The organism is Burkholderia sp. M6-3 (genome assembly GCF_050858985.1).
Taxonomy (GTDB): Bacteria; Pseudomonadota; Gammaproteobacteria; order Burkholderiales; family Burkholderiaceae; genus Paraburkholderia; species Paraburkholderia caledonica.
The window spans coordinates 410,253-424,285 of the sequence record NZ_CP110092.1 but is presented as its reverse complement, the minus strand read 5'-3'; the positions used below and the strand labels follow the sequence as shown (position 1 = coordinate 424,285).

General features: G+C 58.6%; 14 protein-coding genes. 4 read left to right on the top strand and 10 right to left on the bottom strand.

Translation table 11 applies throughout. The features are described 5' to 3' along the window. Position 1: 1 nt before the first annotated feature. The 6 genes from OH764_RS34565 to OH764_RS34540 form a co-directional block, all read right to left on the bottom strand. A complete protein-coding gene (locus tag OH764_RS34565) occupies positions 2–427 on the bottom strand; it encodes a lytic transglycosylase domain-containing protein (RefSeq protein ID WP_498851447.1) in 426 nt (141 codons plus the stop codon). After that, positions 424–1,668 carry a TrbG/VirB9 family P-type conjugative transfer protein gene (locus tag OH764_RS34560; protein WP_498851446.1) on the bottom strand — a complete coding sequence of 415 codons (1,245 nt, stop codon included), beginning with the start codon at positions 1,666–1,668 and terminating at the stop codon, positions 424–426. Before OH764_RS34560 ends, OH764_RS34565 begins: the two co-directional genes overlap by 4 nt. Continuing rightward, complete coding sequence (locus OH764_RS34555) at positions 1,665–2,471, bottom strand: lysozyme family protein (protein WP_498851445.1); 807 nt, start codon at positions 2,469–2,471, stop codon at positions 1,665–1,667. Before OH764_RS34555 ends, OH764_RS34560 begins: the two co-directional genes overlap by 4 nt. Further along, positions 2,464–3,723: a TraB/TrbI/VirB10 family type IV secretion system protein gene (locus tag OH764_RS34550; protein ID WP_498851444.1), complete on the bottom strand. Its 1,260-nt coding sequence runs from the start codon at positions 3,721–3,723 to the stop codon at positions 2,464–2,466. Before OH764_RS34550 ends, OH764_RS34555 begins: the two co-directional genes overlap by 8 nt. Positions 3,724–3,725: 2 nt before the next feature. Continuing rightward, positions 3,726–4,541 carry a TrbG/VirB9 family P-type conjugative transfer protein gene (locus OH764_RS34545; RefSeq protein ID WP_498851443.1) on the bottom strand — a complete coding sequence of 272 codons (816 nt, stop codon included), beginning with the start codon at positions 4,539–4,541 and terminating at the stop codon, positions 3,726–3,728. Positions 4,542–4,603: 62 nt separating this feature from the next. Further along, a complete protein-coding gene (locus tag OH764_RS34540; protein ID WP_498851442.1) occupies positions 4,604–5,323 on the bottom strand; it encodes a VirB8 family type IV secretion system protein in 720 nt (239 codons plus the stop codon). Positions 5,324–5,971: 648 nt separating this feature from the next. Between OH764_RS34540 and OH764_RS34535 the strand changes: the two genes are divergently transcribed. Further along, positions 5,972–6,784 carry a hypothetical protein gene (locus tag OH764_RS34535; protein ID WP_498851441.1) on the top strand — a complete coding sequence of 271 codons (813 nt, stop codon included), beginning with the start codon at positions 5,972–5,974 and terminating at the stop codon, positions 6,782–6,784. Positions 6,785–7,195: 411 nt separating this feature from the next. Here the strand turns inward: OH764_RS34535 and OH764_RS34530 are convergent, their stop codons facing one another. Then, positions 7,196–8,389 carry a replication initiation protein gene (locus OH764_RS34530; protein ID WP_498851440.1) on the bottom strand — a complete coding sequence of 398 codons (1,194 nt, stop codon included), beginning with the start codon at positions 8,387–8,389 and terminating at the stop codon, positions 7,196–7,198. Here OH764_RS34530 and OH764_RS34525 point away from each other — a divergent pair, their 5' ends adjacent. The 3 genes from OH764_RS34525 (at position 8,390) to OH764_RS34515 (ending at position 11,682) form a co-directional block, all read left to right on the top strand. Then, positions 8,390–8,704, top strand: coding sequence for a hypothetical protein (locus OH764_RS34525; RefSeq protein ID WP_498851439.1), 315 nt, complete (start codon positions 8,390–8,392; stop codon positions 8,702–8,704). Positions 8,705–9,466: 762 nt separating this feature from the next. Beyond that, positions 9,467–10,696, top strand: coding sequence for a ParA family protein (locus OH764_RS34520; protein ID WP_498851438.1), 1,230 nt, complete (start codon positions 9,467–9,469; stop codon positions 10,694–10,696). Continuing rightward, positions 10,693–11,682 carry a ParB/RepB/Spo0J family partition protein gene (locus OH764_RS34515; protein WP_498851437.1) on the top strand — a complete coding sequence of 330 codons (990 nt, stop codon included), beginning with the start codon at positions 10,693–10,695 and terminating at the stop codon, positions 11,680–11,682. Before OH764_RS34520 ends, OH764_RS34515 begins: the two co-directional genes overlap by 4 nt. Positions 11,683–12,247: 565 nt before the next feature. Here the strand turns inward: OH764_RS34515 and OH764_RS34510 are convergent. The 3 genes from OH764_RS34510 to OH764_RS34500 form a co-directional block, all read right to left on the bottom strand. Next, on the bottom strand, positions 12,248–12,688 hold the full coding sequence (locus tag OH764_RS34510) for a tyrosine-type recombinase/integrase (RefSeq protein WP_498851436.1): 441 nt from the start codon (positions 12,686–12,688) through the stop codon (positions 12,248–12,250). Continuing rightward, a complete protein-coding gene (locus tag OH764_RS34505; protein WP_498851435.1) occupies positions 12,651–13,640 on the bottom strand; it encodes a phage integrase family protein in 990 nt (329 codons plus the stop codon). Before OH764_RS34505 ends, OH764_RS34510 begins: the two co-directional genes overlap by 38 nt. Positions 13,641–13,838: 198 nt before the next feature. Next, on the bottom strand, positions 13,839–14,024 hold the full coding sequence (locus tag OH764_RS34500; RefSeq protein ID WP_498851434.1) for a hypothetical protein: 186 nt from the start codon (positions 14,022–14,024) through the stop codon (positions 13,839–13,841). Positions 14,025–14,033 lie beyond the last annotated feature (9 nt).

Here is a 14,033-nt window from a genome sequence, read left to right as displayed (position 1 = left end):
GTCAGTGGGCCGCGCGCACGACGCGCCGATAGATTTGATTCGCGTACACCAGTTGTTTATTGCTGGAGACGGCGTTGTACGCACCAACCGCCTTCCACGTCGGGCCGAACTGCCTGATGTTCGACGCAAGAATCCAGGTGCCCACATATCCGTTGACGCATGGGTTGAACAGCGAGTCCCGAGTCACGCCGTAGCGCCTGAGCTTTGGCAGCCATGACGAGTTGATCTGCATCAGGCCGATGTCTTCACTGCCATCGGTGTTGCGGTTCACTGCGTTGGCGCGCATCCCTGACTCCTGCTGCGCGATCGCGCGAACCAGCACCACGTTCACGTGATGGAATCGTGCGGCGTCGTCGAGACAGTCTGCAAAGGCTGGCTGGGCGCAAAGGAGCGCTCCGGCCATTGCGGTGAAGATCCGAACAGTCATGTTTTGGGCCGGTCAAAGAAGCGAACATCGTGCTTGCGCGTCACGTTCACCACGTTGCCGTCAGCATTCACGATGAACTGGTCTGCCGTACCGTTGAACTTGAAGAAGCGACCCTTCTGCTCACCCGATCCCATGTGGGCGACGTCCGAGACCTTCACATTCCCAACCGTGTCCGCGAACTTGAAGTAGGTCGATCCTTCCTTGTCGAATACGCTTTCAAGGCCGGCACTGTTCTTCGGCTCAAACGTGTACACGAGACCAGCAACGCGGGCTACTTCGACGCTGTCCACGCCGTTGGACACCACAAAGCGTTCTGCGCGGTTGAACGTCACGACATTGTTTGAGTCGTCCCATTTTGGCTTGAGCGAGTGCCCCTCCATGTCCCGAAAGACGAGCTCTTTTGCAGGCCTTTGTGAAAAGCGGATCTGAATGTGCGTGTCGTCGCCATCGCGGATGGCGAGTGCCCCGAACTTCGACGCAAGGCCACCGTCCTGCGCTTGCAGCTTGTCACTGTCACCCGGCTTTGACGGTTCAGTCGACGGGCTAGCGGCAGCTGTCTGCGAAGTCGTTCCAGCAGGCGCTGCGCTCGCGACGTAGTTCACGCCGGTCGATTTAACGGCCGCACGACGAAGCGTCACGTGATGCGCATTGAAGTCGACGTCCGCGTACAGATCTACAGCGCCGAGGAGGCGGTCAAGCGACTGCATCCAGTTCTCGCCGTCACGTGTAGCGAAGCTCTGGGAACCGGTCAGGTCAACATCTTTCTGTGCCGAGCCTGTCCATCCTTGCGGCACCAGAGACTTGACCATCTGTGCGAGTGGCAGCGTTGCGCTCATCGCACGCGTCGTCTCGAGTCGGGGGCGCGCACCGATAAGGGCAAGACGGTTGGAGAAGCCTGCAAAGCCAACGGGCATGTCGCCGTTACGGCTGGTCGCTTCGGTTGTGAACGTGTTCGCCTTTTTCCACCGCGCCGTTGCACTCGATCCACCCACTGAGAATGAAATCACTTCCGGCGTGCCCGAGACAACGATGTACGGACCCTCGGCGTGTCCGCCCTCGACCTTGAGGTTCTGTCCGGCTCGTGGCTGGAGGTATGTGTCCGATCCGTCATTGAAGATGAGTGCAGGCCGCTCGCTCATGTTGCCGTTGACCTGGTAATCGAAGTCGAGCGGATCGGTGCTCGCAGCCGACGCTGACAACGAGAAGACAGCCAGCGCGATAAGGGTTAGCGTTTGCTTCATAGACCGCGGTCGATTTGGGAGAGATGCTGGATGAAGCGCGCGAGGTACTCGCGGCCGGGCTGTGGGTTCGCGCTGTGGTAGTAAGCCACGGCTTTCACCGCCGAATGCGTCTTGCGATAGTTTTCGTTGAGGATGTCTTCGGCCGCGTGGATGTTCGTTGCCGGAGCAAGTGCATCCCACGGCGACGCAAAGCGCTGGCGGTGATAGCACCAGTTCACCTGCATCAGGCCAACATCGAAATCACAACGACCCTCGGAGATAAGAAAGCGGATCGCCTTGTAGGCGTCATCGCGCGTGCGAAAGAAGAAGCCGCGGCCGGCCACGTTGAGCGTCCACGGCCATGCACGACCCTTATAAGCCGACTCATTCAGCGCGACGCCAGCGAGGATCCTGGCGTCGACGCTCGTATGCATGACTTCGAATGGCGCCTGCGCGGAGGCACAAGCCCAGCCACCCCGGCGCTCGGTTAATGCGGCCTGCGCGTCGTCGTCCAGCACTGCCGGTCGCAGCCAGCCATTCTTCACGAGCATCGTTTGAAGGCTTTCAGGCGCGCCATCAACCAGCACCGACGCGAAGCCGCGCGAGCCCGGGTTGATGCTCTGTCCTTTCAGGGGTTGCGCCCACGTAAGAAAGCGCTGCAGGCCGCAGGCATACACGGGCGTGCCGGGGAGCTCCAGGACGGTGCGCTCGCCGCTTTCCTTAACGACGAAACGGGTCGGACTGATCACCGTTTCGATCACTGCGGCGCTCGCCGACGAGTACGCGACCGTTAGCAGCAGCGCTGCAACGACGCGCCTAGTCATGGTACGGCTCCATGACGATGTCTTGCGTCACCTGGACGAGGAACTGCTGCCCAGCCGGCACTGTGATCGTCGGCGGAATGTTCTGGTTACGTTGAAGCACGGCCTGCGCAGTCGTCGCGGCAACCTGCCCTGCTGTGCTCCCGGTGGTCGTTATCCCGATCGGGCTTGCCGTCGTCGAGGTAGTTGAGCCATTGTCAAAGCTCTTCAGCAGGACTGCGGTAATGAAGCCAGCGCCAAAGATCGCCAGGAAGTGGTTGTTGACATCACCCGAAAATCCCGCGGCGCCATTCTGGTCCGCACCCTGCATGCCGTTCATCGGCACGCTCTTGCCGTTGGGCAGCCGCAGACTGGTCGACGCGACAAGCAGGCGCTCCTGTCCGACCTTGACGTCCGCGCTATACGCGCCGTTGATGAACGAACCCTTCGGGATCATCAGGCAGTCGCCACGCAGGCTGTCATAGATGTCCTGATCGACCATCAGCGCAACGCGGCCGGGTTTGTCCGAGTTCAGGCCTTCAACAGTCTTCACGTGGATATTGTGGGGAGGTGTGAGCGTGCAGCCGCGGGCCTGTCCGTTGAAGGTGGTCCGCTCGATGCCGCCTTGCCCCGCTGCATCCTTGAGGAAAGCGCGATCGCGGTCTTCGGGCGCCTGTCCCTGTTTGCCCAGCGCGAGCGCCATCGCGTCGGCCGGGTTCTGCATGCCCGACGTCGCCGCAGCGCGAGCGGCGCGGAAATCGTCCGGCGACGGTACGCCTGCCGGCGCGGCCGACGCCTGCTGGGTGGCATTTCGGGAGGCGCCAGACTGCTTGAATACCGACGACGTATAGATCGCATCGAGCTTGTTGCTTGCAGCAAGCGCACCAGTGTCGGCACCGTCCGCTCCCACCTCGCGCTGGAAGTCGTTGCCCGTCAGCATTGGCTTCACGCTTGGCCGCTGCGCAGCCGCGGCGTCAGAAGCGGCTCGAGCAGCTGCTTCTGCCGCAGCCGCTTCCTGCTGCTGTTTGATCATCTTGTCGATGTCGGTGTTACTGCCAGCAGCCGGCTCCGTGCTGCTCTTCAGCGCTGAAGCTTTTTTGAGACGCGCGTCTTCCGCCGCCTGGTCGCTCGCTTTGAGCTCATAGTAGAAACCGAGCGTGCCTATCACCACAGCGGCGAGCAGGCCAATGCTCATGATCGCGTTGCGGGGCGTCTTGCCTTTGACGATGGCAGCCTGCTCGGCATTGGGCGTCGCCTGTTCGGTCTTTTTAGCCACGATCAGAACACTCCGAACACGCGCCGGCGTCCACGTTGCACCGTCACCTCATCCTTGCCGGAAACGAGGACGATCTCGTCGGCGAGGCGCTGGAATACAAGGAAGTCGCCACGACGGATGAAATTGCCGACAACGCGATCGCCGTGATCCTTGTACATCGGCACCGGCCACGTTTGCGCTTTGGCGGGCATGCGCATCCAGATCGAGTGACCGTCATCAAACACGACCTCGGGCTTGAATTCGGCATTACCGTCGACCGAGTAATCCCAGTTGAGCTTATCGGGCGCAACGCTGATGGCCCCTGAGTCGCCGCCCCGCTCCCCTGCCTCCACACCCGGGCCAGCACTACCGGCTTCGGCCCGGACGTTTGCTCGGGCCATCGGTGCGCGTGGGTACTGGAAACGGACGGTCTGGTAGAAGAAGCCCCCGGCCGGCGACGCGATCAGCGTGAAGTCATACTCCCGCCGGTTCGTTGTCAGGTGCAGCGTATTGACGATGTCCGCCTTGTGCGGCTTGATGAACACGTGATTCATCTTGTCGTCGTCCACTTCCCACTGGATGCTGTCGCCCATCGCCGGATCGGCGATCAGCTTCTCACCCGGCTCCAGTTCGATGGTGGTCAGCTTCAGGGGCGCAGTCAGCACGCGGAAGATCTGGTCTCGGCTATACGGAAAGACGCCGATGCGGGCGTCGCCTGGCATCGTCAGCGGGTCCGAACCGCTGTTGAACGGGTTGACCGGGCTCATCGGGTCGCCGGCAATCATGGCGGCATTAAACCCGCCGGTGTCTGTCGGCTTTTTTGCGTTCGCCGCAGTCATCGGCAAAGCCGCCGCCGCGAGCAGGACAAGAAGGCCGAACGTGGGCCGCTGGTATCGGGAGATCATGCTGGTGAAGCTCCACCGGTCCGCTCAAGGCGGAAGAACGGGATGTAGATGCCGAAGGGATTCGCCGTCAGGGCCGCATCGGCGGTCGGCGCGACGATCTGGTAGCGCAGGGTCAGCGCATACGACTTGACGTCCGGTTTGCCTGTCGAGCCCGCCTGGGAGGTTGTCGTGGTGAATTCAACGAGAACGGTCTGGTCTTCCAGCAACGCGATATTGCGCACGTTCACCTCGCGAATCAGTTTCGGATTCGCCGATATCTGCTGGAACGGCGCATCGTCGCGCAGCCACGCTTTGAACTGATCAGTAGCCGCGCCGATCATCTGGGCCTTGACCGAATTGATGTTCAGCGACATGCGCGATGTTGTCAGGCTGTCAGTCAGAACCGGCTCGATCGTGAACCAGCGCACCGCCATGTCGCGCATGCTTGTGCGCAGCGCCTGGGAGTCCGGCTTATAAGCGACGAGTTCTGTCACCACCGGATGACCGCTTACGTCGGCCGACACTCCGACCACACGAGTGACGGATGGCGGCGGCTGACGCGTCCAGACCGCGCCTGCCGCGACGGCAGCGCACGCGAACGCGATGAGCATCCAGCGGTTGCTCTCGACCTTGAGCCGAGTGCTCGTTTCGAAGATGACTTTCGATGGATCTTCCTCGGCATACATGCCGGGGGCCGTGGATAGCGCGGCCTGCCGCTTGTTCCTGAAAATGCGCATGGCAACCCTTGTTGAATGGCTACCATTGAAACAATTTCTAACAAGCGCTTAGAGGCAAAAGGCACAGAGTTTTGCGCGCCTTATCGGTAGAGCCGCGAACGCAGTCGTTGTCGCGGTACACGTTTTTTTCCCATGGGCAGACAGCTCCCCCAGAAAGAGTGGCGTTTTCGTATGCCTTTCGGGTCTCCGACGGCTGCTGGTTGTGCTTGAGTGGTTCCGCCGTCAAAAATTTGTCCTGAATGTCTAATCTTGCAACAAAATCCGCCGAAAAAATCTGTAACGAAAACAAGCACTTAAATGGTTGGATTGCCGAAAAACATTTCCCATGGGAAAAGTTTTGGAGCCAAGGTAGGCCGGAGATGCGAGCGGCTTCCCGCGCCCTACCATCAGTCGGCCCCGCTGAGCGGGCTTAGAAAGCCCCCACATATACCGACTTTTCTACGTAGACCATCGTCTCTGCGCTAAAGCCGACTCCACCGTCGGTTTCTTGACCTAACCATCTTTTCGGGCATCCTTCGAGTTCCGCCAAGCGCGGTGTCCCCGACGCCCCTCAATTTTCTGTCGCGGACGTTTCCACTGGAAAGCGCCGAAGGGACGGTTGCTTCGTAGCCTAGGCGTTTATTTGAAATCCCCGAGAAGGCAATGCGAATGACGGGCACACTTAAAGACGATTCCCTGAAACTGGCGGCTGTCTACGAGGCTGGCCAGGGCCAGCAGTGGAGAACTTATCGAGTAGCGTCCGCCAAACTGTCAAAACTCTTCCAGACCGATATAACGCCCTCACTAATTTCAAGGGCTCTCGCGGTGTCAAGGCTCCCTCGCGAAATCCTTGGCCTTTTTGATGGGGCCGGACTAACCAATGGGAACGCGCGCGCCTTGCTGAAACTCGTCGTCACGCATGGGGAGGAGACGCTTATCGAGAAAGCAAGGAGCATCAAGCCGTTCGGTAAAACTTCGGACCAAATCTTGACCCTGCTGGGCCGGCGAGACTATGCATCGGGAGGCCAAAGGCCGCTTGCGATTGCAGCCAAATATTTCGCAGGGGCGTTTCCGACGCAAGAGGCAGCGGCTGCGCGCATTGGAATCAGTCGATCGCGACTCGCACAGGCAATTCGCATAGCCTCGTCGCTTCCGGACGACGTTGTAGCTCTTTTCCCCGAAGGAAATCTGAGCTTCACGGAGGCCGAGCAGATTCTAAAGTTGATAGAGGTGCGCGGACTACGAAGTGTTCAACTCGCAGCGCAAACCGCTCTGCAGTCATCCCAACGTCAAAGCAATCGGCAGTTGTTAAATCGACTCGCGGGGGTAGATTTCCAGGGCGTCGACGTAAAGGTCAAACGCAAACCTCGTAGGGAGACGGCCGGCGTAATAGTTGAGTTGCACTTTAGCGAGTCAGGGCCTGTCAGCGCATCGGCGCTCGACTTGATGGTCGAAATGCTCAGGGCGCATTTCGCTCGTTAGCCTGAAGGGGCCACTCGCCATTGCGGCGTATTACATTCAACGAATCGCGCGGAACACATGGGCATCCCTCAATCCCGGCTTAGCGAGGCTCTTACCAATGAAAAGGTGTTGCCCTCTGAGGTAAAAATCCTTTACGCGGGTGACGGTCTTACTTTCGGGGCCGCCAGGCAAACAGTGAGGCTGATCGCGCTGCTGGGGCGAAGAACGTTCGCGCGCTCGCAGTCGAGGCGGCTCGCTCGCCGCGTAGGTCATCACCCCAGCTGATACTGAACCGCCTTGCGGGTATCGACATCGCCGGCCTCAACGTGAGGGCGAGGAAAGCGCTAGAGAGAACGCAAAGCGGCGCTCGCGTTCATGATTGAAATGCTGAAGGCAAGGTTTGGCATGGGAGTGACGCGGGTGCCGCAGGCGCTAGTCGGCCGCCATCTTGGCCCGAAGCCACGCAGTGTAAGCGGTTCGCTCCAATGCATTTTTGAAGGTGCCGATGTCGTGTTGATACGTGTTGCCCTTTCCTCCTTGGGCCATGTATTCGGCAGCGAACTGCTGCTTTTCAGCGAGAGACAGAGCTTTGATCTTTTCCGACGTGCGTCGTGCTCTTTCGTCTGCCGATGTCGGGTCGTCAGTGCGAGGTGGCGGTGCGGGAACCTCTTTCAGATGGTTTCGCGGAGGCTCAATATTCGAGCCCTTTTCGAAGACTGTCCTTGCGTAGCCGCCGGCGTTACCTCGAATCTGTTTTCGCTTGGCACGCTCCTCGACGTAGAGCGCCGTCTGAAGCGCCCTTTCGGGCTCTTGTTGAATCCAACTTATTGCAAGTCGATCTCCAACGCCCAGCTTTGTGAGGCGTTTGAACGCCTCAGAACCCCGGACTGTTTTCTGGTCTTCATCTTCGTCATTGTCTAGCATTGACCGTTGCGGATTATCGTCAACAAGAAACCGGATTTGAACCACCCTCCTCGCCTCTCTCTTGTACTCTGGGGTGACGATGATATTGGAGACTTGGTTTATCTCTTTCACTGCCTTCTTGATGACCTCACTTGAAAAATGCTTGAACTCATCGTACATGCTCGCGTCTGCACCAAGAAGTCGTCGCCAAGTTTCTACTGGGATCCAGCCGGTTGATCCCGTTCGTTTGAAGCGAAGGCAATTTTCATACAACGCGAGCGCGTAGCCGCCGCTAAACTGTCGCTGAACATTGATGTTAATCAGCGTATAGATGTCAGGATTTGCCAGCTTCTCGGCGAGCCAGTCGCTGTATTCGTAAGCACAAGTGCCGCTCTTGATGCTCGCGTAGGCGATAAGCGGAGAGGCCTCCCAGTCTGTTTTACCGCCGTCGTGAAGAAGGTCGAACGAGATTGGCGTCGACATGACTTTTAGCAAGGCGCGCTTCAATGCGTCGTGATTTTTGCTATCGAAGCCCAGCATCGTACATAGAATTCCGACGGGCAAGGTATGACGTTTCTTTGTGAGAAGCTCGTCGTATGCGTTCAGCAGGAGCACATTCACAATCTTGCGCTCGAGCAATGAGAGTTCACCGCTCACGTGAACCGTAGCGACATGCTTCTTTAGTTCGCTGGGTGGAAGGTTAAGCGGCTTCAGGTTTGCCATGTGTTCTCCGTTGCTGCGGCGATTTTAGGTGGAAAAGGTCATGTCAGCAACTCGTTTGACTCTGACTTTTTAAGTGCCACAAATTACGCGCTGCCCCTCCGCCCCATAAACCATGACTTTTCATGCTGGCCACTCCCATCGCGCCGCGTGCGAATGAACGGTTTTGGAGAGGAATATGGCGAAGAACAACGCCTGTTTGTTGTTTCGTTTGAAAAACAAACACCTTTAACAACGTTTACAGCGGGCGAAGCCTTAGTGGCTGGGGCTTTCAGCCCGGTTCGGTCAGGTTCTATGGGGCGAAAGGTCAGGGTTTGAGGGTATAAGCAGGGCTTTGCGGTCATGGTTTATGGGTCATTGGGTCAGGGTTTGTGGGGAAAGTCAGGTTCCATGGGGCGCCCCGCCAAAGACACTGCAAGTGATTGATTCTAAAAGGGGTTCTGCGGACGTTCGGCTTCCAAGGGTCAGGGTTTATGGGGCGGAATTCTGCGCTGCACGGTAACGCGGCCGATTCCCCCCATATCCCCCCATAGACCCTGACCTTTAGCGCGTCGGTTTGGCGTGGGGTCTCAGCCGAGCCCCGTCGACTCGAGCGGCTGGATGTCGAGGTCAGCAGGTCAGCGCGGGTTCGGAGGCCGGTATGGGCTGACCTTGGCTTTGGTGTCGCATAAAAGGACGTCGGTCAACGCTATGTACCCGTCCGGCTTGCCCATAAAGGATGACTTCTAGCAGGAGCCAGTCCGAAAAGCTCCCCACAAAGGATGACCTTTCGCTCGACCGTCAATCTGAAAGCTCCCCACAAACCATGACCTTTCCGCGGCTCAGGCTAGCCGCGATTGTGCTATGTACGGGGAGTGTCCCCTGTCGGCTGTTTTTGTTGGCTGACACACGGGCGTTGTGTGTCAGCCAGCGTCGAACGCTATTCATGCGCCGGAATCTGCGCGGAAACTTGTTGCAAGCCCTAGTTTTCCTCACTAAGCTCCGGCAAGATTCAACATGACTTGCTGATTTACGCTTTACGTGTTGAAACCACCATACGGCGCTCATAACGTTGGGCGTTATTAAAACCGGGAGCCCTTGATGAACACAGCAGTGCGTGCGCGCTCTGAAAAACCAAAGATGTCAATCCAGCTAAAGCATGCTCCGAAGCCGATGCCACTGTCGGCGATAAAAGCTATCGCAGACAACGCAAGCGGCATGCTCGTGGATGTTCGCGAGAGCATGCTTGCTCCTCACCCGCGTAAAAATCCCCCTGTTTTCACTACTGCACAGGTCGGGGACCTTTGTCGAATCGATAGGCAGCGAATGAATTATCTAACGCGGTCGGACTCGGAATTGCCGCAAGGGACGTTGCGGCACAGCCGAAGCCGGGAGTTTACTCTCGAGGAGGCACGGGTATGGATCGACCAGATCGCGCCGTTCGCGAAACGTCCTGCAGGGGTGAAGGGAAAGAAAATTGCGATTGGAAACTTCAAGGGCGGCGTTAGCAAAACGACTACAGCCATGACGCTTGCGCAGGGCTTGTCGCTGTTCGGCCGTCGGGTTTTACTCGTTGACCTTGATCCGCAAGCGTCCTTGTCCGCGCTCAATGGAATACTCGCGGATAGCGAAGTTTCTGACGAGCAGACTGTTCTTCCATTGATTTATGGAGACGTGGACGACCTGCAGTATGCGGTCCAGTCGACTTACTGGGACGGCGTCGACCTCATTCCCGCAAGCGCCGCATTGTTTGGGGCTGAATTTTTTCTTCCGTTCAAGCAATCGAAGGACCAATCCTTCCAATTTTGGAACGTGTTGAATCGGGGGCTTGGACCGCTCTTAGACGAGTACGACGTCGTAATTATTGACACTCCCCCTGCACTCTCATATCTGACAATCAACGCGTTCATGGCTGCAGACGGGCTCATTGTACCGACGCCGCCGAGCGCACTCGACTACGCATCGTCTACTCAGTTCTGGAGCCTCTTTTCGGATCTTTCGGAAAGCATGACACAGGTGGCGCCTGAACTGGTCAAAAGCTTCGACTTTATTCACGTTCTTCTTGCAAAGGTCGATCAGAGTCAAGCGGCGACGCCTATCGTACGGGATTGGATTAACAAAACTTATGAAGGCTTGGTGCTCCCGGTTGAGATTCCGACGACTGCGGTTACGCAAACCGCCGCGGCGGAGTTCGGGACGGTCTACGACATTTCGAGGTACCAAGGCAGTCTGAAAACCTATCAGCGGGCGCGCGAGGCCTACGATCGGTTTGCCGAGATTATCGATCAGCAACTTGTTGCGTTGTGGCACGCGGGCCAGGAGGCCGAATGAGCATTAAAGACCGACTAGCGGCCAAGGCCGCTTCCATAGGAACGTCTCCACGCATTCAGAAGACCGGTGACGATCCCTCCGGACGACCGAAAACGGCGCCTGGGCAATTGATGGCTTCCTTTCCCCTCCTTGCAGAGAAGGAGCGAGAACTCCAGTCAGCGATGAAGCGAATTGAGGAGCTTGAGACCGCCGGAGTCGGGTCCTCTCAAGAAATCGCGATCGAGACTCTCGTCGAGGTGCCTGGCCGACGTCGAGTTCTCTCTGAGGAAGAGTACAAGGAGCTTCGTGCAAATCTCGAGCGCAATCCGCTCGTGCATCCTATTGTTTATCGACCGCTGGGCGACGGTCGGAACGAGATCATTTCTGGAAATAACCGAGTAGCGATTTACCGCGATGATTTGAATCGCACGACCATTCGTGGTGTACCGTTCAACGGAACGGATGCTGAGGTGGAGTTAGGTGCGGCGTTCTCGAATTTGCTCGCACCGGCACTTCCAGATTTCGAAAAATACCGGCAGTTTAAGAGAATTCAGCGGAACCTTGGCCTGTCTCAGGCGGATATCACCCGTATGTCAGGGCTGGCGCAAAGCCACGTGGCTCGAATTTTGTCGTTTGAAAACTTACCGGACGCTGCGAAACAAGTCGTGGCGACCAGACCTCACAAACTCGGTGGCACCGCTGCCGCGAAGTTCGCCTCGTTGGCACAGCAAGGGCGAGTGGAAGAGGTGACGAAGGCAATCAATGCTTTGGTTAATTCAGTCGACATGACGCAGGAGAAAGCTCTGGCCTTAGCCTCCCCAGCTCGTCCGAAGGCGGCACAGCCGTCGGTGATGACAATTAATACTGGCAAGCGGAAGTTTTGTGACGTGTCGGTGAGGAGCGGGGTCGTGGGGCTGCGCTTCTCTGGAAAAGATGGAGAGGCGATGGCAGAAGAATGGGCGCGCCGGATCGCGAAGTTCATCCAGTCTGAAATTGAAAACACGTAATGGCACTGAGCATCCAAATTGGAAATTCATTAGAATCAATAACTTAGTCGTCGTGTCTATCTGTGGCGGCGGTCAATCCAATTTGGATATCCAATAGAATCAAGGGCTTGGAGTATTTTCGGCACCGGCGCGAATCACCGGTGCGCCCGCTTCCGCCATTTAAATTGGCAAAGCGGCGGGGACGCTCTCTCTGAAACTTCACCGAGGTTTAATCGCCAATGGAACGACGGGTGAGGCGTTCCCGCGCTGCTTGTCCCTAGCGCTTAGTAACCGTTGCAATCGAACCAGCGCAGCTGCCTTATATACTGAATTTGCGCTAACGGCGCCATGGTGGCGCTTCGCGCTAAACTGCGCGATTAGCGCGAGCTCCCATCACATTCTGATAGAAGGATGTCAGAAGGGTGCTACTGGCCGTGACGCCATAGCAGAACTCCTAGAAACTCTCAGTTGACGCTGCCTTCGGGTTAAGCGCCAAGCGCAGTGACGATGCTCGCTCTCAATCGAGCGGTCGAGGTAGGGGCGGGGGAGCGACAGGCGACTACCCGAAAATCGCGAGCGCCGTTTGTCATTCATTCACTTGTGGGTCGCTGGCGTAGAAGCGCTCGAATTCGTGCGCCATTCGACGCTGCTCCGCTTGAACGTAAATCAAAGTTGTCTGCATGCTATTGTGCCCGATCGCGCGCTGGATTACGTCGATCGGCACCTCCTCGGCCGCAGCATGTGTTCCGAACGTGTGCCAAAACGCGGGCGGCGACGCCTCATGAAGCACCATCCGCTCTGCTTCGGACAGTCCGACCATGCCTTCTAGCAAACCTTTCATCGCCCACCGGACCGGTTTCCAGACGCACTGTGTCGAGTAACCCAAGGGGGCGTCAGTATTAGCAAGCTTGGCCTCAGCTGCCCTGAAACTTGGCACCACGAGTGGCGCGAGCAGCGGAAGGGACAGCGAGGCAGCCGGGTGCGGGCCGTCAAAAGGTTCGCCTCTGTCGCGCCAGCGGGCGCGCAACGCGGACACCGTAGCGGGGCTGACCGGGACCGTGGGCTCCCGGTTTCACTTGCCGACCACGGTCAGTTGCCAGACCGGATGCACACGTGTGCTGTGAGGTGAAACCGCCAGCCGGGCACGCATCGCGCCGGCCGTCTCTTCCCGTCTTAGCCCAGAGTCCCCCATGAGCAGTAGCAGGGCGCGAGCGATGCGCCACTGCTTCGCGCCGACGGGTTTGCATGCCCGGTCCACGAACGCCCGAGCGCGCTCCCTTAGATCTCCGGGAAGTGCCCGGTCGATGCGGATGCTGGCCTCCCGTTTTACCACCCGCGGATCGTTCAAGGCCGTCCACGGGCTGCCTGTCAGATATAGGACATCGACCAGCCACGCGAACGCGCACGTAGCACCCGTGTCGCATAACGCTGCGACTCTGGTGTGAGTGCGTCGGTCGCGAAAGGGCGCCAGCGCGGCGAGGCGCGCGGCGCCCGAGGCCCGACAAAGGAAGAGGAGGGGGAGCGAGGAAGTCCTTGTACGCTTCGCGATCCTCGACCATCAGCGCGCTCATTGGCTTGCCTCTTAGGGCGACTGCCCATAAGAGAAAGCGTTTCAGCTCCGTGTAAACCCGCAACGTTTTTGCCTGATCCCGATAGCGGTTGAGGTAGGCGCGCGCCGCGTCCAGACCGTTGCGCGCCTGGATGAACGAGAAAGCGTTAGACCGGTTGGCGCCCGTTGTGCCGGAAAGAGCGGCGCTGACGGTCATCCATTCGAGCGGCACAAGTGCGCTGCGCGGCCCATCAACGACCGCCAAGTCAGCCGAGACGAGGGCGTCCTCGAGTTCCACATCATCGAAGACCCCCTCACCGTTCGACGCCTCGTGCTGCCGTAGCCACGCGACGATATGCCGGGCCCGGCCCGCACCGATCCGCGGCACCGGTCGCCACCAGCTGCCTCCGCGCCGGTTACAGAACGCCACCAGATCGCCCAGCGTCCTGATCCCTTCGCCCTTCAGCCGGAGTCACACGAGCGGACGGAACCCACACGCCGACCCGGGCATCGGGTCGCGCTACTGCAAGCGCTGCCGCCTGCTCGACCATTTTCAGCGTAACCGAGCTAAGCCGTGCGCTGCCGTGCTGACGCTTCGAGGTGATCGGCGAGCACCGGGGATCCATGGTCAATCACGAGGTTCACCGATCTGCATCTGTCGCAGATACGTGTTGAGCCATCCGGCGGTGGGGGCATTGCCATCGCTGTCCTCGCTGAAATACAGGCGCGCGATAGCCACCGGCGGCACGCGCTGCACGAACGCACGCAGCGCGGTGAGTGGGTGCGGCGTCGGTTGAAGGGAAAGTTGCAGCACCTCTCGTCA

Bases quoted from the DNA above. Each gene is read 5' to 3' on its own strand.
- OH764_RS34540 (WP_498851442.1), bottom strand. From the start codon at position 5,323: ATGCGCATTTTCAGGAACAAGCGGCAGGCCGCGCTATCCACGGCCCCC.
- OH764_RS34535 (WP_498851441.1), top strand. From the start codon at position 5,972: ATGACGGGCACACTTAAAGACGATTCCCTGAAACTGGCGGCTGTCTAC.
- OH764_RS34520 (WP_498851438.1), top strand. From the start codon at position 9,467: ATGAACACAGCAGTGCGTGCGCGCTCTGAAAAACCAAAGATGTCAATC.
- OH764_RS34565 (WP_498851447.1), bottom strand. From the start codon at position 427: ATGACTGTTCGGATCTTCACCGCAATGGCCGGAGCGCTCCTTTGCGCC.
- OH764_RS34530 (WP_498851440.1), bottom strand. From the start codon at position 8,389: ATGGCAAACCTGAAGCCGCTTAACCTTCCACCCAGCGAACTAAAGAAG.
- OH764_RS34545 (WP_498851443.1), bottom strand. From the start codon at position 4,541: ATGACTGCGGCGAACGCAAAAAAGCCGACAGACACCGGCGGGTTTAAT.
- OH764_RS34555 (WP_498851445.1), bottom strand. From the start codon at position 2,471: ATGACTAGGCGCGTCGTTGCAGCGCTGCTGCTAACGGTCGCGTACTCG.
- OH764_RS34515 (WP_498851437.1), top strand. From the start codon at position 10,693: ATGAGCATTAAAGACCGACTAGCGGCCAAGGCCGCTTCCATAGGAACG.
- OH764_RS34560 (WP_498851446.1), bottom strand. From the start codon at position 1,668: ATGAAGCAAACGCTAACCCTTATCGCGCTGGCTGTCTTCTCGTTGTCA.